The organism is Neisseria arctica (genome assembly GCF_022870905.1).
In the GTDB taxonomy this organism is placed as follows: Bacteria; Pseudomonadota; Gammaproteobacteria; order Burkholderiales; family Neisseriaceae; genus Neisseria; species Neisseria arctica.
The window spans coordinates 681,733-701,390 of record NZ_CP091510.1; the positions used below are offsets into that span (position 1 = coordinate 681,733).

At 44.9% G+C, this 19,658-nt stretch carries 18 protein-coding genes; 9 read left to right on the forward strand and 9 right to left on the reverse strand.

What is annotated here, in order from left to right:
- Position 1 precedes the first annotated feature (1 nt).
- From arsC to LVJ86_RS11045, 5 genes are all read right to left on the reverse strand, one after another.
- Positions 2–433: an arsenate reductase (glutaredoxin) gene (arsC, locus tag LVJ86_RS03070; protein WP_047761140.1), complete on the reverse strand. Its 432-nt coding sequence runs from the start codon at positions 431–433 to the stop codon at positions 2–4.
- On the reverse strand, positions 421–861 hold the full coding sequence (locus tag LVJ86_RS03075) for a DUF6428 family protein (RefSeq protein ID WP_047761141.1): 441 nt from the start codon (positions 859–861) through the stop codon (positions 421–423). Before LVJ86_RS03075 ends, arsC begins: the two co-directional genes overlap by 13 nt.
- Positions 858–1,244 (reverse strand): ArsR/SmtB family transcription factor, encoded by a 387-nt coding sequence (locus LVJ86_RS03080; protein WP_075968086.1) that lies wholly within the window; start codon positions 1,242–1,244, stop codon positions 858–860. The genes LVJ86_RS03075 and LVJ86_RS03080 overlap by 4 nt, the downstream gene beginning before the upstream one ends.
- Positions 1,245–1,387: 143 nt before the next feature.
- Positions 1,388–2,773 (reverse strand): PIG-L deacetylase family protein, encoded by a 1,386-nt coding sequence (locus LVJ86_RS03085; RefSeq protein WP_047761142.1) that lies wholly within the window; start codon positions 2,771–2,773, stop codon positions 1,388–1,390.
- 597 nt (positions 2,774–3,370) lie between these two features.
- The gene (locus LVJ86_RS11045) at positions 3,371–3,505 is read right to left on the reverse strand and encodes a hypothetical protein (protein WP_268777878.1); all 135 of its coding nucleotides are present in this window, start codon (positions 3,503–3,505) and stop codon (positions 3,371–3,373) included.
- 334 nt (positions 3,506–3,839) lie between these two features.
- On the opposite strand from LVJ86_RS11045, the gene LVJ86_RS03090 reads away from it, so the two are divergent.
- The 9 genes from LVJ86_RS03090 to LVJ86_RS03130 all read left to right on the forward strand — a co-directional run bounded on the left by LVJ86_RS03090 (position 3,840) and on the right by LVJ86_RS03130 (position 15,951).
- Positions 3,840–4,247 carry a YeeE/YedE family protein gene (locus tag LVJ86_RS03090; RefSeq protein WP_047761183.1) on the forward strand — a complete coding sequence of 136 codons (408 nt, stop codon included), beginning with the start codon at positions 3,840–3,842 and terminating at the stop codon, positions 4,245–4,247.
- Complete coding sequence (locus LVJ86_RS03095) at positions 4,244–4,672, forward strand: YeeE/YedE family protein (protein WP_047761143.1); 429 nt, start codon at positions 4,244–4,246, stop codon at positions 4,670–4,672. Before LVJ86_RS03090 ends, LVJ86_RS03095 begins: the two co-directional genes overlap by 4 nt.
- Before the next feature lie 156 nt (positions 4,673–4,828).
- A complete protein-coding gene (locus tag LVJ86_RS03100) occupies positions 4,829–5,221 on the forward strand; it encodes a hypothetical protein (protein ID WP_047761184.1) in 393 nt (130 codons plus the stop codon).
- 169 nt (positions 5,222–5,390) lie between these two features.
- Positions 5,391–6,311, forward strand: a complete 921-nt coding sequence (locus LVJ86_RS03105; RefSeq protein ID WP_047761144.1) for a TraB/GumN family protein — start codon at positions 5,391–5,393, stop codon at positions 6,309–6,311.
- 127 nt (positions 6,312–6,438) lie between these two features.
- A complete protein-coding gene (trhP, locus tag LVJ86_RS03110) occupies positions 6,439–7,794 on the forward strand; it encodes a prephenate-dependent tRNA uridine(34) hydroxylase TrhP (RefSeq protein ID WP_047761145.1) in 1,356 nt (451 codons plus the stop codon).
- 460 nt (positions 7,795–8,254) lie between these two features.
- Positions 8,255–10,000 carry a transferrin-binding protein-like solute binding protein gene (locus LVJ86_RS03115; RefSeq protein ID WP_047761146.1) on the forward strand — a complete coding sequence of 582 codons (1,746 nt, stop codon included), beginning with the start codon at positions 8,255–8,257 and terminating at the stop codon, positions 9,998–10,000.
- A 119-nt stretch (positions 10,001–10,119) separates the two neighbouring features.
- Positions 10,120–12,678 carry a TonB-dependent hemoglobin/transferrin/lactoferrin family receptor gene (locus LVJ86_RS03120; protein ID WP_047761147.1) on the forward strand — a complete coding sequence of 853 codons (2,559 nt, stop codon included), beginning with the start codon at positions 10,120–10,122 and terminating at the stop codon, positions 12,676–12,678.
- 183 nt (positions 12,679–12,861) lie between these two features.
- Positions 12,862–14,337, forward strand: coding sequence for a surface lipoprotein assembly modifier (locus tag LVJ86_RS03125; protein ID WP_082131257.1), 1,476 nt, complete (start codon positions 12,862–12,864; stop codon positions 14,335–14,337).
- Positions 14,338–14,499: 162 nt separating this feature from the next.
- Positions 14,500–15,951, forward strand: a complete 1,452-nt coding sequence (locus LVJ86_RS03130) for a surface lipoprotein assembly modifier (protein WP_053008339.1) — start codon at positions 14,500–14,502, stop codon at positions 15,949–15,951.
- 62 nt (positions 15,952–16,013) lie between these two features.
- Here the strand turns inward: LVJ86_RS03130 and LVJ86_RS03135 are convergent, their stop codons facing one another.
- From LVJ86_RS03135 to pxpB, 4 genes are all read right to left on the reverse strand, one after another.
- Positions 16,014–17,207 carry an NRAMP family divalent metal transporter gene (locus LVJ86_RS03135; RefSeq protein WP_047761149.1) on the reverse strand — a complete coding sequence of 398 codons (1,194 nt, stop codon included), beginning with the start codon at positions 17,205–17,207 and terminating at the stop codon, positions 16,014–16,016.
- A gap of 118 nt (positions 17,208–17,325) precedes the next feature.
- Positions 17,326–18,066 (reverse strand): 5-oxoprolinase subunit PxpA, encoded by a 741-nt coding sequence (gene pxpA / locus LVJ86_RS03140; protein WP_047761150.1) that lies wholly within the window; start codon positions 18,064–18,066, stop codon positions 17,326–17,328.
- Positions 18,053–18,982, reverse strand: a complete 930-nt coding sequence (locus LVJ86_RS03145; RefSeq protein WP_047761151.1) for a 5-oxoprolinase subunit C family protein — start codon at positions 18,980–18,982, stop codon at positions 18,053–18,055. Before LVJ86_RS03145 ends, pxpA begins: the two co-directional genes overlap by 14 nt.
- Complete coding sequence (gene pxpB / locus LVJ86_RS03150) at positions 18,979–19,629, reverse strand: 5-oxoprolinase subunit PxpB (protein WP_047761152.1); 651 nt, start codon at positions 19,627–19,629, stop codon at positions 18,979–18,981. Before pxpB ends, LVJ86_RS03145 begins: the two co-directional genes overlap by 4 nt.
- Positions 19,630–19,658: the final 29 nt, after the last annotated feature.

Genomic DNA, 19,658 nt, shown 5'->3' on the forward strand with positions numbered 1-19,658 from the left:
GTTACAAGTGTTTAATCCGCTGCCCGTTAGCGTCGATAACCGGTTCGCCATCTTCTTTAAAAAATACCCCTTGCTGCGGAGAAGGCAGAATATCCAACACTTTTTCAGACGGCCTGCATAATGCCGTACCCAAAGGGGTGACCACAAAAGGGCGGTTAATCAGAATAGGGGCTTTTAGCATGGCGGCTATAACGGCTTCTTCGCTTAAGGTATCATCGTTAAGATGAAAGGCTTGAAATTCGGGAACATTGGTTCGCAAGGCCGAACGTGCACTTAGACCGCTTGCCGCCAGCAAACCGCGTAAGTCGGATTCGCTTGGCGGTGTTTTGAGGTATTCGATAATGTGCGGCTCGATACCTGCATTGCGGATTAAGGCGAGGACATTTCTGGAAGTGCCGCAATTTGGATTGTGATAGATGGTTACTTTTTGCATAATGAGTTTCCCAGTCGGATACGCGGTTTTTGTTGCGGAATACCGCATTGGTCGGGTGCAAGGCATGCGGTCAGAGTGTTCTCCAAACGGAAAATGCCGTCTGAAAAAGAAAGGTGGTATTTGCCGATGGTTTGATATTGGTATTCGACTTCGATTTCTGCATCGGGCAAATCCAATTTACGCTCGCTCAGGCGGATGATGCTCAACAATTTGGCGGGTGAAAGCCTGTGTTCGGTATCGTGCGCTACCCATAATTGGAAACCTATTCGGGTTTCATGGCGGATAATACCGCCGCAATCAATAAAGTGCTTATCGTTTTTGGCGACTTCGGTAATATGGAAATGTGCGGGTACGGCAGAACCGCAGGGCAGGATGAATGTCAGTGCATTAAGGTTGTGGAGATGTTGTTTGAACTTGGAAAGTTTCATATTGGTTCGGATTTTTTGTCGGAATGGGCTATACAAATAGTATCCAGTGAAGATACGGCTTGGCGGCAATGGGAATTTTGTGCGCCTTGTGTTGGAGGATAGTTGGAGCAACATTCTTCGGTTAGAAATGTAGTAAGCCCGACCATAAGTGCCAAATCTGCATGATAGCGTTGAAAGCGGCCTTCTTGTGTGGCTTTGATTAAGCCCGTGTGGCACAAGTCTTTCAAATGGAAGGAGAGGTTGGCTGGAGATATGTTGAGGGTTTTAGCGATTTCTCCGGCCACCATCCCAGCGTCACCTTGAGTAACCAGTATGCGGAAAACGGCCAACCGTGTGGCAGAACCTAATGTGCCGAATAATTTGCTTGCAGTTTCAATATCCATTGTCGAATGATAGCATCCATATTTCAATATTTAAAGAAATATTGAAATATGGATAAAAATATATGACCGACAGTAGAGGCCGTCTGAAAAACAGGCTGTCGGTCATATGTCTTAATAAATAGGTTGTTGGCGCTTGTATTGATTTAATTGTAATGCTTTGCTCTATAAGAGATTTTTTGATACAGCTCATCATTGTAAAGATCGCTTACAGGCACGATATAAAACAGCTCATTACTGCGGACAAAGCGGCTGATCAGGTTTTTATCAATGTGCAGAATATGATGACGCAAAGTATTCAAACCTCTGAAGAGCATATGTTGTGGTGATAAATAGTTGTCGGAATTGGGGCGGATATCATTCATAGCATCCAACGCTAATAGTTTCCGGTTACGCTCTTCTTTTGTAAGTGGGTGAGAAAAGATAGAGCGGAAATAAAACGGGTGCTCAAATTTTGGCGGCAGGCTCAGCATGGATCCGCTTGGGCCGATGGGGTAATCATCGCCGATATAGTGTAAGGTATGTAAAAACAATTCACCTTTGCGGTAATCGATTTTTTTCAGTGCGTCAAAAGTTGCCATGGCCGCCATTTGGTGGTCTTTATGTGCGTCTAGATTGGGAGTAGGGACAACAATAATATCAGGCTGAAATACTTGAATAATATGGGCGAGATTGCCGACCAAATCATGCCAAGTTGAGCCGCCGGTCAGCTGCTTCGAGAATTCGGATGAGTTACCGCTGCGGAAGATATTCAGGTCTGCCGTATCCAGTTTAGTTGATTTCACTTCCATATCGGGATGTTGGTACATTTCTTCTAAAGTACCGTCAAAAAAGCCAAGTTGTAAGATTTGTTCAGAGGGAACTTTGGCTAATAGCGGAACGGTTAGGCTGTTCCAAACGCGCATACGCCCCTTTTGCAGATATTGGGCTTCTGCTTCTTCGGGTTGGGTGCGGTTGTAAAGGTTGGGATAGTGGAAGCTGCCTCCCTCGCTGGCAGTTAATGTGACAATAAAACTATTTTGCGCGTGTGTTTCGTATAAACCGTATGCAGATAATTCGGCATCATCAGCATGAGGTGCGATAACCAGAATTTTTTTACCTTCTAACTGTCGGGCCGGATAAACGGATAATTCGATTTCCTGATTGGAAAAGGCTAATCTTTGCGCAATAAGCTTTATGCATTTATCTGTTTCGCTGAATGTGTGGCTTAGGTTGAGATAACGTATGCCGCGACCTCCGTGTTCGACAGGATGCTGCCATTGGCCTTTGCTTGATTCAACTGTGATTACAGGGAGTTTCCAGTAGCCAGATAAAGATGATTTCACACGTATTTTGGCTATTACTGTATCTCCTTCGTTTAAATTTGCCGGTAACTCCAGCGTACCGTTTTTCAACTGTACTTTTGCAGAAATAGGTAAATCATATTGATAGTCTTTATTGGTATTGTAGGTAAATTGTTTTTTACGGCTGATAGCGATAATGGCTGCAGCAATGGGCGTTAATAAAACGCTGCTGAAGAAAATGCTTAACATGATGGTGCCCGTATTGGTGGGTGTATATTTTGGGGAGGTTCGTGGGATGGCGGGAGCTCTACTTGGGAATGCAATAGATGGAAAGAATTATTGTAGAAATTTTATACACCCAATAATTAAGAGAATTCTTATGTCTATCTTAATTTTTTTGTGAAAGTATGAAAGCCATTTTTTGATGTGGAAATGATTTTCACAAACATGAGTACTGTCAGAGTATATTGCACAAGGATTATTTGAGTATGTATATAACATAAGATAGGAGTGTAAAGTGTTAAGAGTTAATATTATTTTTTAAAGATTTTTATTTGTTTTATTTAATTACTTTGAACTACATAAAACAATTCTGAGAATACCTGATATTATTAAAAGTGTAAATAAACAATAATATTTTATTTTTATTTGTCATTTTATTTTAATTTTAGTAATTATAATTATATTGAAATTTTATAGCTTATTAGCAGTTGATTTTATATGGATGGTGGGTTCATTTTTTGTAATGAAAAGATATTTGCTTTGATCGTAAAACCGAAATCAGCGTAATAAAAACGCCCGCCTGTGATTATTCAGGCGGGCGTTTAATATGCATTGCTAAGCACTTTAGTGATGATGTATTTGGTGATTGGTTTTGCGTGGATCAAGGCGGTTATACATTACCCATACCATTAGGCTTAAATAGCCGATGCTGGATAATACGCCGATTACAGCAAAAATCGGTATAAGGCGTTCTATCATAGAAAATACTCCAAGATGAAATGATGTAAGCTGAAGCAATAGGTTTTCAAGTTATACAGCGAAATTGCTGCTTATTTTTCCCGTAGTTATATTCACAAATAAAACTATATTTTTGAATATAATAAAATTATGATACTGAATGAACGGTCCGTCAATGATGTTGCATGGTAAAAGTCATTGTAATCATAGAATTTACATATTGATACGTGAGCAGTTGTATTTTTGCAGCTAAATTTTGTTACGTTTGTTTGAATGCTTCAGGCAAATTTGATTTTTATTTTATGTTTTAAAATTTAAAAGTCATGATATTATGTTTTATTTGTTTGGGGTTGTAATGAATACTTGGTTATCTGCATTGGCGGGCGGTCTGCTTATTGGTTTCGCAGCCGCAATATTATGGCGTGGGTATGGCCGGATTATGGGGTGTAGCGGTATTTTAGCCGGGCTTTTTCGGGGTGGGGCTTGGCGAGTGGCATTTGTTGCAGGTGTTTTGGTTTCACCTTGGTTATATAAAATTTGGTTTGGTATTCCGGAGATTGTAGTCACGAATCAGCCGGTCCTTTTGGTGTTAGGTGGATTATTGGTAGGTTACGGAGTACGTTTAGGTTCTGGTTGCACCAGCGGACATGGGGTATGCGGTTTGGGGCGGTTATCAAAACGCTCGGCAGTGGCGGTGGGTGTGTTTATGCTGTTTGGATTTTTAACTGTTTTTATATTGAAGCATATGGTGGGTATAGTATGAAGATTTTAGGGGTATTTTTGTCCGGCCTTTTATTTGGATTCGGTCTGCTGCTTTCGGGAATGGCTAATCCGCAAAAAGTGCAGAATTTTTTGGATGTATTTGGTAATTGGGATCCGTCGTTGGCTTTTGTGATGACGGGAGCGGTAATTGTTACATTATGGGCTTTTCGTATCGGAAGAGGCGCAAAGCACAAAGCGCAACCAAAATGGTCGGAACGGTTTCATAGTCCGGAAACCGTACATATCGACAAATCTTTATTGCTGGGCAGTGCTCTATTCGGTATCGGTTGGGGTGTAGCAGGTATTTGTCCGGGGCCTGCATTGGTATTGATAGGCATGCTGAGAGTCGAAATGTTGTGGTTTGGTGGTGCAATGGCAGTGGGATTGTCGTTATATCACTTGCAGAACAAGCATCGGATAGCGTAAATTGCTTTATAGTTATTCAAGATAGGAATTTCGACCTGAATGTCGGAGGTCGGTAGCCGATATTTTTTGGCGGGCAGACAAATAGTCGTTAATACGGACGAGCGGCCGTTCCTTTTTTATAAGTTTGTAGAGTTTATCGATAGTTTGGGAGGTGCTATGAAATATATTCCGGTATTCTGCGGTTTGGCTGTATCGGTATTGGCGGGCTGTGCAGCCACTCCCGAGCAGATTGCGGCCAGAGAAGAAGCAAGGCGCCGTTACGAGCAAGATCTTCAGATTACCTTGGCAGCACAATGTGATGTAAAAACGGCTGAAATCATGCGGGCGCAATTTGATAAATCCGTCGACTTGGATAGTAAGGCAGGAAAGGAATTTCGCTTGCAATATATTGATAAGATTTCTGATCCTATGTTCCAAAGCTGCTACAAAATGGCTTGGCAGAACTATATTTCTCAGAAAAAGTTGCAACAGATACGTTATTACTACGATGACTGGGATGACTTTTATTATCCGTTTCAGAGGCCGTTTCGGCGTTATTACGGGTGGTGAGTAACGATATTGAAGATGATTTCAGACGGCCTGAACACATAATATTGGCCGTCTGAAATTTTCTAAGCCAGATTCATATTGAATATTATTAAATGAAATACAGTACAACAATATTGCGGGGAAAGAGGAAAACTACTGTTTAAAAACGGTTTTGTTGAAAAGGCGGAATATGCAGAAAATTTTATTGACGTTATTTGCTTTGTTTTGGGCAGTGACGGGGTTTGCTAAAAGTAATATTCAAGACAACACATTTTTATGGAAAATCAGCAAAGAAGGTAGACCTGATTCTTATCTGTTGGGTACGATGCACGTCGGCCCTGTGGGTGTGCGGCTGCCGGCTGCTTATCAGGGTGCATTGGATCGAGTTGAACGGTTGGTGGTAGAAAGCAATGAGGCCGAATTGCATGATCCCCGCTATGCCGCGGATATGGCAAAAATGTTTTTACTGATGGCAGACGGCCGAACTTTAAATCAATCGCTGGGGGCAAGGCGGATAGAGGCATTAAACCGTTCTTTATCGCTAGGTAACGACAAATTGGCATTTGACGGCAACAGTAAATTGAAACCTTGGGCCGTATGGCTTTCCGTTCAAAGCTTGTTTGTGCCCAAAGGTTATTCTTCCGAATACGGTATTGATGTCCAGTTGATTAAGCGTGCAACGGAAAGCGGAAAGACAGTGATGGCGTTAGAGCGCTTGGAGCCTTTGCATTATTTTCAAACTGTTCCCGAAGATAAAATCAAGCGGGGTTTTGATGTCATCAATCGCAATCCCAAGCGTTTTTTAAAGCAGCAGGCACAAGCAATTGAAGACTACTATGCAGGTAACGCTTTAAAGTTGTGGTCGGATTTGGCTAATCCGAACTATGTATTGGCAGGAACGCCCGGGCGCGACAGGGCATACTGGCAAGACTTTCTATACAATAAGCTTTTAATCGAGCGAAACCAGCAATGGCTGCCAAAGCTGATTGAAATTTTGCCTAAAGAGCCGACTTTGGTGGCGGTAGGAGCGGCGCATCTTGATGGAGAACATGGCTTAATACGCCGTTTACGTCAGGTTGGCTACCGGGTAGAACCGGTGCGAACACGATAACCGTAAAGGTATAAATTGACCCGAAGTTGAAAAAGGCGGATAATTTACAACACTCTATCTAACGATATTTATCTGTTTCAGACGGCGCTTCACGCCGTCTGAAACATTTGTAAGGTTTAAAACACACATGAAATCTCCCGAACTTTTATTACCGGCCGGCGGCTTGGAGCGTATGCGTGCCGCATTTGATTACGGTGCGGATGCCGTTTATGCGGGTAGCCCGCGTTACTCGCTGCGTGCGCGTAACAACGAATTTGCCAAATTGGACGTATTGGAAACCGGCATCCGAGAAGCGCACGAGCGCGGTAAAAAATTCTTTCTTACAGTCAACACCTTACCGCACAATAGTAAGCTGAAAACCTTCATAGCGGATATGGAGCCATTGATTGCCATGAAGCCCGATGCTTTGATTATGGCAGACCCAGGCTTGATCATGAATGTACGCGAGCGTTGGCCGGAAATGCCTATTCATCTTTCCGTGCAAGCGAATACCACCAACTGGTGGGGCGTGAAATTCTGGCAGAAAATCGGTGTGGAGCGCATTATTCTTTCCCGCGAGCTTTCTATGGAAGAAATCGCCGAAATCCGCCAAGAATGCCCGGATATCGAGTTGGAGGTATTTGTACACGGTGCATTGTGTATTGCTTATTCCGGCCGCTGCCTGCTTTCGGGTTATTTCAACCACCGCGACCCCAACCAAGGTACTTGTACCAACGCTTGCCGTTGGGATTACAAAGTACATGATACCGAAACCGATGAAATGGGTGACAGCAAACTCTTGCAAGGTTTTGATTTTAATAAAGCCCAAGAAGAAGCCAATTCAGTTTTCGAAGGCATTAACGGACAAATCCGCCATCCGGCTGCTGATAAAGTATTCTTAATAGAAGAAGCGAACCGCCCCGGTGAGCTGATGCCGATTATGGAGGATGAACACGGCACTTACATCATGAACTCCAAAGACTTACGTGCGATTGAGCAAGTGGCCAAGCTGGCGGAAATCGGCGTAGACAGTTTGAAAGTAGAAGGACGTACTAAGTCCGTATATTACGTTGCCCGTGTGGCTCAGGCCTACCGCAAGGCTATTGATGATGCCGTTGCCGGCCGTCCCTTCGATTACAGCTTGCTGGCTGAGCTGGAGGGCTTGGCCAATCGCGGCTATACTCCCGGATTTTTGGAACGCCACCAGACAAAAGAGTACCAAAACTATCTCTCAGGCCATTCTTTGGCCAAGCAAAGCCAATTTGTCGGTCAAGTTACAGAAATTGATGAAGAGGGCTGGGCTACAGTGGATGTGAAAAACAAATTCAGTGTCGGTGATACCTTGGAAATTATTCATCCGAGTGGAAATCAAACACTGGTATTGGCGCAGATGAAACGTAAGGGAGAAGCAGTTGAGGTGGCTCCCGGTAACGGTGTCCAAGTACAGATTCCATCAATGAAAGGTAAAGAAAAAGCCTTATTGGCCCGTGTGATGAATCCGTAAATGGTGAGATAAAAAGATGCCGTCTGAAATTTTCAGACGGCATCTTTTTATATTTTTATGGTTCAAGGTGCAGTAATACTTGGAACGGGCAGTCATACAATGGAAAAGAAAATAAATAATTTGAGCTGTATGCAAATAGGGTTAACGTATGGTTTCTTAATAGAGGATGATTAGTTTTTATCTGTGTAATCAAAAGCTTTTCTTTATTTAATGAAATGGTTATGCCCCATATACCAGGCCGTCTGAAATTTTTCAGACGGCCTTTTTTAACCCGCTTTTTAAAATCAAATATAAAAGAATATATATATAAAATATAATTATTATTATTTGCAAATAATAATAATTATATTTTATAATAAATTTGTATGTTAATTAACCTTTACAGTAGTAAAGTTGGGTGTTGCTGGTAATGGTTTTATTTTTATATTTTATAAAACAATGTTTTAATGATGGAGGTGGTATGTTTCGGCATAAATTGGGATATTTGAATTTATGTTTGCTGGCGGTTTATTGCACCGGTTGTGCTTCAGGGGGAGGAAGTTTGGAAGTTGATAAGATTCCGGACCGTAGTAGCAATATTCAACGTGGGCCTGTGTATATAAAAGGGGATACGCCAACAGCGGCAGATCAAACCGAGTTGGGTTATACCGTAACCGTACCGTGGGGAGAAGATTGGGAAAAACATGGTGTGAAAGCGGTAACTGAAACCCGGGTGGATAAAGACGCGAGCCAATACGATGCCATCCGCTTTGTGGCAGACGATGGTAAAAAAGAAGAGCGTCTGATTTCACTAAAACACGATGGGGAAAAATGGTATCCCGGGAATGGCTTGGATGACGTTGCTCTGGAGTCGGATTTAGCTAAACATGGTTTGTTTGGTAAACGCTATGGAACGGATTTTCGTGAGGATACATCGAAAGAAACCCGTTTGCGTGAGCATGCTTTTGAATATAGCAAGGTTGGTTTCGTAGATATCGTGGTGAAAGGGGAGAAGCGTTGGCAAGATAAAATGTACCGCAATATCTATTACAAAGGACAAAACAAAACTGCCGATATGCCGGTAGGCGGTACTGCGGAGTATTCGGGTACGTGGGAGTATGCCACTCGAAATCAGGTTTCGAGCAACGGTTTTCATCTTGCGGGCAGCCAACCGGATAATGGGCGTTTCAGTAAACAGAATACGGCGGATTTTAAAGTTGATTTTGGCAGTAAAACATTGAACGGGGCTTTGAAAGCACAAAATTCAAACCGTCGCGGCGGTCAGATTCACTATGACATTTCGGCAAATATCAGTGGCAACGGATTTCGTGGCGAAGCGGTAAAAAATACCAAAGGTACGACTTTATTTGAAGATGATTCATCTAATAACCCCTTAGATGATAAAGCGGATGTAAGCGGTTCATTTTTCGGGCCGAAAGCCAGTGAGTTAGCCGGCCGCCTAAATGGTAAAACGGGTAGTATTGTCGGTGTTTTTGCCGCAGAACAGAAAACTTCAGACGGCATTAAAACAGACGGTAAGCAGATACACAGTTCTGTTTTGCGCTTTAATCCCGAAATGACCAAGAACTATCAGATATCTGAATCGGCAAAAGGTTTTGAGAACAATAATTTTTCAGGTGATATCAAGTTGTTGCAGTTGGATGGAATGCTGATTGAACTAGATAAAATGGCAGAAAAGAGTACGGCCAATCCGATATGTTGTGATGTTTTTGATTTTGTACGCTTGGGACGCTACTTCGATGTGGCCAGCCAAACCAGCAACAAGGCAGGTTATTTTATCCAAGGCCATGTAACGCCTGAATCTGATATGCCGGTAAATGGTAAGGCTAAGTATAACGGTTTTTGGTACGGCTACGGTTTCAGTAGCCAAGACGGAAAAGGAGTTTTGTTCTCCGGTAGTAAGCTAGATGCCGACTTCACCGCCGATTTTTCTAATAAAAAACTGCTGGGTAACTTACACAGTGCCGCCGGTGTGCCGGGGGCGGTAGAGTTTGCCGCAGATATCAAAGGTAATGGTTTTTCAACCGATAAGGCAATATTAAAGATCAATGCCGACAGCGGTAACAATCTAAGCCGTAATTTGATTGCGGGAGAAGGGCGGGTTCATGGCCATTTTTACGGCAGTAAAGCCAACGAATTGGGCGGAACCGTTACTAAAGATGATCATTCATTTGCCGCAGTATTTGGTGCTAAGCAAATTAAATAATCTTTATTTTCAATAGATTTCCTAATTTTTCAATTATGTAATTCAGGTTTGGAGGCTATCGAATTAGGCTCTCCAAGTTGTCGTGCGGTTTGTCTGCATGCAGGTTAATAAGGAATGGTATGTCAAATTTATTATTCACCCGACGCTTTCGTATCAATTATCTGGCTTATGTAGTATCTACGGTTTTTCTAGGTATACCTTTATGTGCCGGAGCGGCACAAAATACGAACTTATCAGAAGATGCAGCACTGAACGAAGCGGAGCTTGAAACTGTTCACGTATGGGGAAAGCGTTCACCTGTAAAAAGCGGTAATGCCAGCGGTTTGGGCGAAATTAAGAAAATATCCGGAAGATTACAGCGCGAGCAGGTGGAAAACATTCGTGATTTAGTGCGTTACGATCCGGGAATTGCCGTGAATGAGTCGGGGGGACGGGGAACATCGAGAGGCTATGCTATACGTGGTGTTGAAAAAGAACGGGTAGCGGTAACGGTGGACGGTATGGGGCAGGCGGTTATGCTGAAAAGGAGAGATCGAACTGCAGGGCTTAATTCTGCTTCACGTTCCAGCGGCGCTCAAAATGAAGTCGAATATGAAAACTTGAAGGAAGTTGTGTTGAATAAAGGATCTGCTTCTTTTGAGTCAGGTAGTGGGGCATTAGGGGGTGCAGTTGCTGCTACTACCAAAGATGTTTCTGATTTTTTGGATGAGAGGGAGAATTTTTCCGGACGTTTTAAAACCGGATTTACATCGAAAGATATGCGTAAGATGGGATCACTTGCTTTAGCTGGTCGTATTGGAGATTTTGAAGGGTTTATCCAATATACCCACCGAGGCGGGCATGAGACCAAAGCGCATGGTGATTTATATAAACAAAGTGTTTATGTGCAGAACTATTCAGATGCTTCACGAGGGAGGTTGCTTTCTGCCAACCAAGTGAGTGGTACAGATGCGGAAAGCGGTGCGATACGTCGGATACCTAATCCGCTAGATTATTTGAGTGGATCGTGGTTATCTAAATTTGGTTGGAATATTACGCCGGAACATTATGTTGGCGCAGTAGTAGAAAACAGCCGACAGAAATACCAAGTTCGGGATATGTTTGTACCGAATTATCATGGAGCACGAACGATAAAGGATGTACAAGAACCACTATATGAAATTGATAGTGATGTAATTAAATATACGCCGACCAGGTTTTATGTAGATGACCATGATAATCGGCGCTTGGGTATCGAATATAAATATCGAGCCTCCGAAAATGATTCGGGTTGGTTGCCGGATACATTAACTCTACGGGCAGATAGTCGGGATTTACAGCTAAAAACTACTGTGAAAACATTGAACTGCTCTCCTTGGCCGAGTATAGATATCAACTGCTGGCCTGAAAAAAGTGCGGATAATGTTGGCAAACGCGGCTATTGGTTGGATACCGTCTTGGCGCAAAAAGATACACGGTTCGAGTTAGATGCCGGTAAGCAGTGGCAATTTAAGGATATAACTTACGATTTATACTTTCGTAGCGGCTATACCCAATCCCAGTTTGATGTAGACGAACGCGCTCGATACGTTAAGGTTGATCCAACTATTACCGGATTTGAAGTATCTGAATATGATTATTCAGATCATGCAGGGCCGATTAAGGGGAAACATTGGTTTGTTTCTGTGGGTAACCATGTGGATTTGGATGAAAAAGTATCATTGAGTGGCGGAGTCCGATATGACCGACATAATTTTTCAGCGAAACCAGATGATGAACAAAAGAAAAGAGGGATCATCTTTACTAATAGCCGTTATGGTAATCTTTCATGGGATTTGGGCATGCAGTATCGCCCTGTTGATGGTTTAGCATTTTCTTACCGTAACAGCAGTGGTTTTAGGGTACCAAGTATAGTAGAGCAGCTAGGGCCAGATTTTAATATCAGCAGTGTATTTTTGCAGCATCAGCCGCCCAAGGCAGAAAAATCGCTAAATAATGAAATCGGCATAAATTGGCAGAGTCCTTTACTAAAATTTTCAGGGAGTTATTTTTGGACAAGCTATCGGGATTTGATTGGAGTAGCCTCTAAGCCAAAACCGAGCGGTATCGGTCATGGAGATAACGTTTATTACAATCTGCATAGGGTTAAGACTTATGGGTTTGATGTTAGTGCATATGTGGATGGTAACACGCTTTGGCAGAAATTACCGGAAGGTTTGAGATTATTTGCTCGTGTCAGCCAGACTAAACATAAGGGAACAGTGGAAATCAGTCCTGAATATAGTATGGTTTTTGGATACTCCCTAGATGCAATACAGCCGTTGAGGATTGTGTACGGTATTGATTACAACCGACCGGATGATAAATGGGGAATAAATTTTACTACTACATATTCAAAGGCTAAAAATCCTAATGAATTGGTACTAAATATGCGTCAGGGTAGAGAAGAAAAAGTCAGTGATAGTATGGATGTCCGTGCAAAAAGCTGGCGTATTGCCGATTTGTCTGGTCATTATCGTTTTGGTAAAAATAGCGTTTTACGGGCCGGGGTGTATAACTTATTTAACTACCGCTATACCACTTGGGAATCTCTGCGCCAAACCTCCTATGGCTTGGATGCACGGATTTCTACCCCTAACTATACTGCCCTAGCAGCACCGGGACGCAATTACCAAGTTAGTTTCGAAATAAAGTTTTAACCGCTTATAAATTTGGGTTATCTGCCTACTTCACGAATAAAGCAGGCAGATAGCCCTGTTTTTAAGAGTGTGGTGTTTAGACAGGCGGCAGGCTTTAAAGAGAGTGCCGGCTTTTCCTTCTGATTCATTTTCTACCGCATTGTGGAATGAAATCGGTAAAAAATTATTTCACCGGATAAAAGTATGAAGTTATTGTTCAAAGGCTTATCGGAAGTGTCGTGTGGGCGGATATTTATCTTTTGGGGCTGTTTATTGTGTGTCGGTGTAGGGGAGTCGATGGCGCAAACTTTGAATCCTTCGGATGAACCGCCCGATTTGCAACGCAAGTTGGAACACAGCAGTCATTTATTGGAAAGCACGGCTGTTCCTAATGAATATCCCATATTGTCTTCGGAACATGGGGTATACCAAGTTAGCAGCGAGCAAATTTTGGCCCAGCCCCGATTGTTGGAGCAAGCTATGCAATCGGTTGTCGGCAGGAACAATGTGGCGGGGATTTCAAAAATTTTGCCTTTATATATGCGTTTGCCCGGGCATAACCCTGCATTGGCCGCCTATGCCCAAGGTATTTTGCTAATGCATAAAAAGGAATATGCCGAAGCGGCCGGATATTTTCGGCAGGCAGGTGTGGATTCTCATTATGCGGAGGCAGCTTCGCTTTATCTGGCTGCTTCAATGGCTGTGAACAAACAAAATTACGAAGCGCGGCAGATATTGGATGATCTGAAGGCAAACGCTTCCGATAATACTATAAAAGAAGCTGTCGCTTTATATGCCAATTCATTGGAGCAAAGAGGAAAATGGCAAGCCGATTTATCTGCTTCATTTATTTACGACCGCAATCTTAATAATGCCCCTGATGCCCGTAGCTCTGGTGGTTTTACGTTTAATGAAAAAATTGAAGATAGCGGTATACGCTTTCAATCTAATGTGGCCCGCCGTATTGCGCTACCTAAAGGTTTTTATTTACAACCTTATGCGGATATATGGGGAAAATATTATAAGAAGGCAAGGGATTTTAATGATTTGAATATTCAAACTGCTATGGTGCTGGGTTGGTCGGATCGGCGCTATGATTTATCCGTCAAGCCGTATGCAGGAAAGCGTTTTTATGGCAACCGTCCCTATTCCCATACAGTCGGCAGCCGTTTTAGTTTGGCCCGCCGTTGGCAAGATTATATAACCACTTCGGTTGCCTTTGATCATGCACAAGAAAAACTTTCTAGGAAAGAGCGTCGGATATATAACAATAAAAACAATGAGATTAGCTTTAATTTGGCCGGTAGTGATCCTAATGGCGGTTTTGGTGCTTTGATTGGTGTTGATATTGGCCGCCATTACGGAACCCGGGATTCTGAAGACCGTTATCAAAGCCGCCGTATGCGCTTATTGTGGTCGCAGCAGCTGCCCGCCGGTTTTAAAGGGCAGCTTGGCTTGGTGAAGGAAAAGCGCAAATATGGGGGAGGCACTTTGTTTACGGGAATACATCATCGTAGGGATCAGTATACGTTGCTGAGCGGAACATTATGGAATGATAAATTTGAGATTGCCGGGTTGACGCCCAAATTATCTTGGCAACGGCAGAAAAATCAAAGTAACAGTATTTTAAATACATTTAGCAAGCAAGGTGTATTTGTTGAGATAGAAAAGAAATTTTAACTTAAAATATAGTAATTAATGTTATAATTTAAAGCCGTCTGAAAGTGTATATTATCTTTTCAGACGGCCTGTTTTAAAATGCGTGTTTCAATAAAATAAGGATGGTCTGCTTATATATAGGCAGGAAAAATCCGTTTGCGATAACCATGAAAAATCATCATCATGTTTAAGAAAACACTTACTCTTCTATTGGTTTTTTCTTCGCCGCTTTATGCGCAAAATCAGACAACTCCGCCACAGCCGGCACCCGATCCGGTATCTTTTGGAAACGGTGTGGAAAGATACAAGACATCGTCGCAAGAAGTATTACCCGATAAGCCGTCTGAAAAACTGGGGTCGGAGGTATTAACCGAAACAGATTTACTTGCCAAGCCGGAGACATTGGTCTATTTGATTAACCGGGCGGTAGTAAACAAACAATGGGATTTATTGACAGATTTGTTGGCAGTATACCGCCGGAGTGAGCAGCCCGACCAAAACCTGATTCGTCATGCCGAAGGTGCTTTATTGCGTAAGCAGGGGCAGGTAGGCGAGGCGGTAAAACGTTATCGCAGCCTGCTTGAGGAACAGCCGGAGCTAGATTACGTCAAGCTTGATTTGGGTTTGATGTTGGTCGAAGATAAACAATACAAAGAGGCCGAGGAAGTGTTGTCTTCGCTGAAGGATTCCGATTTGCCACCCCGTGCTAAAAATATGGCGGCGGCCTATAGCAAGGCGTTGGACAAGGTGCAGGCGTGGCAGCCGGATTTTTCTTTACACTATGAGCGTACGGATAATGTAAACAATGCCTCAAATGAGCGCGTAATCGAATGGCAGGGAAAACGGTGGACAAAAAATGCCGAAAGTCTGCCGCAAAGTGCCGAAGGTTTCCGCTACGGTGCAGGGTTTAAGCGTGATAAAAATATAGGTGGCAACCATTTCATTCATGCCAATTTGAGCGGGGACGGCGTGTTTTATTGGGACAACCATGATTATGACGAACAAAGCCTGCGCTTGTCGTCAGGTTATAAGAATCAGAATGCGAACCGTTCATGGGGTGTAATCCCGTTTGTTGAGAAAAACTGGTTGGGAGGCTCCTCTTACAGCCGCTTACACGGCGCAGGATGGGAATACGGCTATAAAGTGTCGCCCAGGCTGAACATTGCGCTTAACGCTTCGCGTACCGAGCGGCGCTATGATAAGGAAGAAACGGCCAAACGGTATAACGGATTCAGTAATGCGTTGGGTACCACCGCCACATATAGGGTAGACCGCTCGTGGACGGTGTTCGGCGGTTTGGATTATCAGGTAGATAATAACCGTGATGCCTCGGTATCCTCCGACCGCCGCGGTGTCCGCATCGGAACAGTCAAAAACTTTGATAACGGTTTGGGCACCCGTGTGAATTTGCGCTACACCCGCCGTATTTTTGATGCGCCGGAGCCTGTGGTTTACCGCTATATCCGTAAAGACCACGAATATCAGGTACAGGCATCGGTATGGCATCGTAAATTGGCTTGGCAAGGTATCATGCCCCGGTTGAATTTCCGTTATCTGAATATCGACAGTAACATGCCGGGCTTTTACTCCCGCAGTAGCGCCCAGTGGTTTGTAAGTGTTGAAAAAGCATTTTGATTGAGTATTAAAAAATGCCGTCTGAAAATTTTCAGACGGCATTTTTTATCGGAAGATATGTTTTAACCCATCAGTCCGCCAATATATTTAACCAAAGTGATACCGCTCAAAATAGCCATCAATACCACGACTACGATGCCAGATAAAGTCATCCAAAACGGGTGTTTGTAGTCGCCGACAATTTTGGTTTTATAGGCGGCCATCAGGATCAAACCCAAAGAAATAGGCAGAATCAGGCCGTTGAGCGTACCGACGAATACCAATACCTGCGCGGGGCGGCCGATAGTGGCGAGTACGGCGGTAGAGATCAGAATGAAGCCGATGATCCATTTGTTACGGTGGCGTTGGATGGCAGGGCTTAATCCGGCAATAAATGATACGGATGTATAAGCCGCCCCGATTACGGAAGTAATGGAGGCCGCCCAAATCACCACGCCGAAAATCATCAGGCCTGCCGAGCCGGCGGCATAGGCAAACGGCGTAGATGCCGGGTTTTTAGGATCAAGCTCTACGCCTTGCGATACCACGCCGAGTACGGCCAAAAACAGTACGATGCGCATGATAGAGGCGATTAGGATAGCCGATACCGAACTTTTGCTGACTTGGGGCAGCGCTTCTTTACCTTTGATGCCCGCATCCAGCAAACGGTGTGCGCCGGCAAAAGTAATGTAGCCGCCTACCGTGCCGCCTACCAAGGTAACGATTGCGATTGCGTCAAGTTCCAAAGGCGCAAAAGTACGTACGACTGCTTCGCTAACAGGGGGATTGGCTTTAAAGGCGACATAAACAGTCAGCGCAATCATGACAAAACCCATGATTTGGGCAAAGCGGTCCATCACTTTACCTGCCTCGCGGAATAAAAATATACCGATGGCGATGATACCGCTGATGATGGCGCCCATCTCAGGGCTGATACCGGTGAGGAGGTTCAAGCCCATGCCGGCCCCGCCGACGTTACCGATATTGAAGGCTAAGCCGCCTATTACGATTAATAGTGCCAGAAAGTAACCCGAACCGGGCAATACTTTGTTGGCGATGTCTTGTGCACTTTGTTCGGAAACGGCAATGATGCGCCAGATATTCAATTGGGCGCCGATATCCAACAGAATAGAAAGTAAAATCACAAAGCCGAAACTGGCCAAAAGAGTTTGGGTGAAAGTGGCAGTTTGGGTAAGAAACCCCGGGCCTATGGCAGAAGTAGCCATTAGGAAGGCCGCGCCCATTAAGGCACTGCGGTTGGAAGGTTTGCTAGACATCTGAAGAACTCCTTGTTATAGAGGCATAGCCGTTGAAATGATATGCTTTGATATTTTATGTATATGATTTTAAAAGTAAATATTTCGATTAGGAAAATTTCAAGCAAGATGGGCGGCTTCAGCCGGCCTTGACGGCAATACCGCCGGCCCGTAACGCATCGCTGATTTTGTCTGCGAAAACCAAAGCATGAGCGCCGTCTCCGTGAAGGCAGATACTGTCGGCACATACGGCAACTTCGCCGCCGTCTACGGTATTTACCGTTCCTTGGCGGATCATTTGCAATACTTGGGCAATGGCTTCGTCGTCATCTTCGATTTGGGCATCGGGGCGGCTGCGCGGTACCAGGTTGCCGTTAGACAGATATCGCCGGTCGGCAAATACTTCCGAAATTACACCTAATCCGGCGGCTTTTCCGGCTTCTAAAAGTTGGCTTCCGGAGAGTGCCATCAGTTTCAGTTTGGGATCGAACTGCCGTACGCAGTCTACCACGATATCGGCTAAAGCACGGTTGACAGCCGCTTGGTTATAAAGCGCGCCGTGCGGTTTTACATAGGCCATTTCCATACCTTGGGCGCGGCATAACGCCTGCATGGCTCCTAATTGGTAAAGGAGATGGGCGCGTAATTCCGCTTCGGGTAAATCCATATTGGTACGGCCGAAATTTTCACGGTCGGGGTAACCGGGATGAGCGCCTATCCGTACACCGTTAAGTTTGGCCCACTCCAGAGCACGTTGCATTTCGGCGGCATTACCCGCGTGCAGGCCGCAGGCGATATTGGCGGAGGAAACCCTTTGCAGCAGGGCTTGGTCATTGCCGCAGCCTTCTGCTAAATCAGCATTAAGGTCAACTTGCATCATTGGCTATCTTCTTTATTTGGTTTAAATACACTTGGTTTTTTCTTTGCAGATGGGCTGCTTGGGCAGGCGTTATCCGTTGGAAATAAACAGGGCTGCCGAAGCGGATTTGCGCCAAACGCCCTAAATCGGCTGCCGCAACGGCGGCGATTTTCGGATAACCGCCCGTGGTTTGGGCATCGGCCATCAATACTATCGGCGAGCCGGAAGGGGGAACTTGAACCGTGCCGAATGCCACGGCATGAGAAAGCATTTCAAGCGGTTCGCGTAAAGTGAGATTACCACCCTGCAAGCGGTAACCCATGCGGTTGCTGTTACTTTGCAGCGTCCAGCTTTGGGACCACAACGCACGGTGTGCTTCCGGCGTAAATGCTTCGTATTCGGAAGAGGGCAACGCATGGATGCGGTTGGTCAGCGCAATCGGTGCGATACCGATTTTAGAAAGTTTGCGTGCTCCTTGGCCGATTGCGATTTCATCGCCGGCGCGCAGACAGCGGCCTTTAAATCCGCCGAAGCCGGTTTTTAAATCTGTGCTGCAAGAGCCAAGAGCGGCGGGTGTGTTAAAACCTCCCGCTACACATAAATAACCATACATGCCTTGTACGGCGCGGGTAAGCGTGAGTATTTGGCCGCGTTTGGCGGTGTAACGCCAGTATGAGTGAATCGCCTCTCCATCGAGATCGGCTTGGTAAAGGGCTCCGGTAATGCAAAACGGCGTATCTTGGGTAAACGATACACTGATACCGCCTAAGGCAATTTCCAAAGCCGCTGCCGAGGGGTTATTGTGCAACAACAGGTTGCCTGCCTGCAAAGCCAGCGTATCCATTGCGCCGGCATGTCCGATACCGAAGCGGCGCAACCCGAAACGTCCTAAATCCTGAATATGTGCAATAGCCTGCACGGAATGTACGCGCATCATAGAATCACCTTTTCCGCGACAAAACGTACGGTATCTCCGGCGGCCAGCAGGGTTGGCGGCGAAGCGTCCGCTTGAAACAAAGCGGTTTCGGTTCGACCTATCAGTTGCCACCCGCCGGGTGATGAAAAGGGGTAAACCCCGGTTTGGCTGCCGCCGATGCCGACAGAGCCTGCCGGAACGGAGGTGCGCGGTGTGGCACGGCGCGGTGTGTGAAGGTGCTCGGGCAGACCGCCCAAATAGGGGAAGCCGGGCTGGAAACCCATCATATATACGGTGTAAACCGGCTCGGTATGACGGCGTACGATTTCGGCGGGTGTGGTTTGGTGAAAGGCCGCGACTTCGGCAAGGTCTTCGCCGAACTCACCGCCGTAATATACGGGAATTTCAATATGACGGCCTTTATGCACACTGCTTTTGATTGTTGCCCATAGCTTATTAAGGCCGTCTGAAAGAACGGCCAAATCGGTTTGCGGGTGAGCGAATACGGTAAGGTTGTTCATGCCTGTTACGGTTTCCGACACACCTTCCATGGCGGCAGCGGCTTCGGCAAAGGCCCATAGTTTTTGCTGCTTTTCCAATGAAGCAGGCGGCGGCAGAGTACATGCCAATGCAGATTCGCTGATAGAAGTAATGATTAAGGCAGACATGTGTGATTTTTTGTTAGTTTATTTTAAAA

Excerpts from the sequence above, each read along its gene's own strand:
- LVJ86_RS03135 (WP_047761149.1), bottom strand. The coding sequence starts at position 17,207 with ATGTCTAGCAAACCTTCCAACCGCAGTGCCTTAATGGGCGCGGCCTTC.
- trhP (WP_047761145.1), top strand. The coding sequence starts at position 6,439 with ATGAAATCTCCCGAACTTTTATTACCGGCCGGCGGCTTGGAGCGTATG.
- LVJ86_RS03075 (WP_047761141.1), bottom strand. The coding sequence starts at position 861 with ATGAAACTTTCCAAGTTCAAACAACATCTCCACAACCTTAATGCACTG.
- LVJ86_RS03095 (WP_047761143.1), top strand. The coding sequence starts at position 4,244 with ATGAAGATTTTAGGGGTATTTTTGTCCGGCCTTTTATTTGGATTCGGT.
- arsC (WP_047761140.1), bottom strand. The coding sequence starts at position 433 with ATGCAAAAAGTAACCATCTATCACAATCCAAATTGCGGCACTTCCAGA.
- LVJ86_RS03120 (WP_047761147.1), top strand. The coding sequence starts at position 10,120 with ATGTCAAATTTATTATTCACCCGACGCTTTCGTATCAATTATCTGGCT.
- LVJ86_RS03100 (WP_047761184.1), top strand. The coding sequence starts at position 4,829 with ATGAAATATATTCCGGTATTCTGCGGTTTGGCTGTATCGGTATTGGCG.
- LVJ86_RS03125 (WP_082131257.1), top strand. The coding sequence starts at position 12,862 with ATGAAGTTATTGTTCAAAGGCTTATCGGAAGTGTCGTGTGGGCGGATA.
- LVJ86_RS11045 (WP_268777878.1), bottom strand. The coding sequence starts at position 3,505 with ATGATAGAACGCCTTATACCGATTTTTGCTGTAATCGGCGTATTATCC.
- LVJ86_RS03145 (WP_047761151.1), bottom strand. The coding sequence starts at position 18,982 with ATGATGCGCGTACATTCCGTGCAGGCTATTGCACATATTCAGGATTTA.
- LVJ86_RS03085 (WP_047761142.1), bottom strand. The coding sequence starts at position 2,773 with ATGTTAAGCATTTTCTTCAGCAGCGTTTTATTAACGCCCATTGCTGCA.
- LVJ86_RS03105 (WP_047761144.1), top strand. The coding sequence starts at position 5,391 with ATGCAGAAAATTTTATTGACGTTATTTGCTTTGTTTTGGGCAGTGACG.
- LVJ86_RS03115 (WP_047761146.1), top strand. The coding sequence starts at position 8,255 with ATGTTTCGGCATAAATTGGGATATTTGAATTTATGTTTGCTGGCGGTT.
- pxpA (WP_047761150.1), bottom strand. The coding sequence starts at position 18,066 with ATGATGCAAGTTGACCTTAATGCTGATTTAGCAGAAGGCTGCGGCAAT.
- pxpB (WP_047761152.1), bottom strand. The coding sequence starts at position 19,629 with ATGTCTGCCTTAATCATTACTTCTATCAGCGAATCTGCATTGGCATGT.
- LVJ86_RS03090 (WP_047761183.1), top strand. The coding sequence starts at position 3,840 with ATGAATACTTGGTTATCTGCATTGGCGGGCGGTCTGCTTATTGGTTTC.
- LVJ86_RS03080 (WP_075968086.1), bottom strand. The coding sequence starts at position 1,244 with ATGGATATTGAAACTGCAAGCAAATTATTCGGCACATTAGGTTCTGCC.
- LVJ86_RS03130 (WP_053008339.1), top strand. The coding sequence starts at position 14,500 with ATGTTTAAGAAAACACTTACTCTTCTATTGGTTTTTTCTTCGCCGCTT.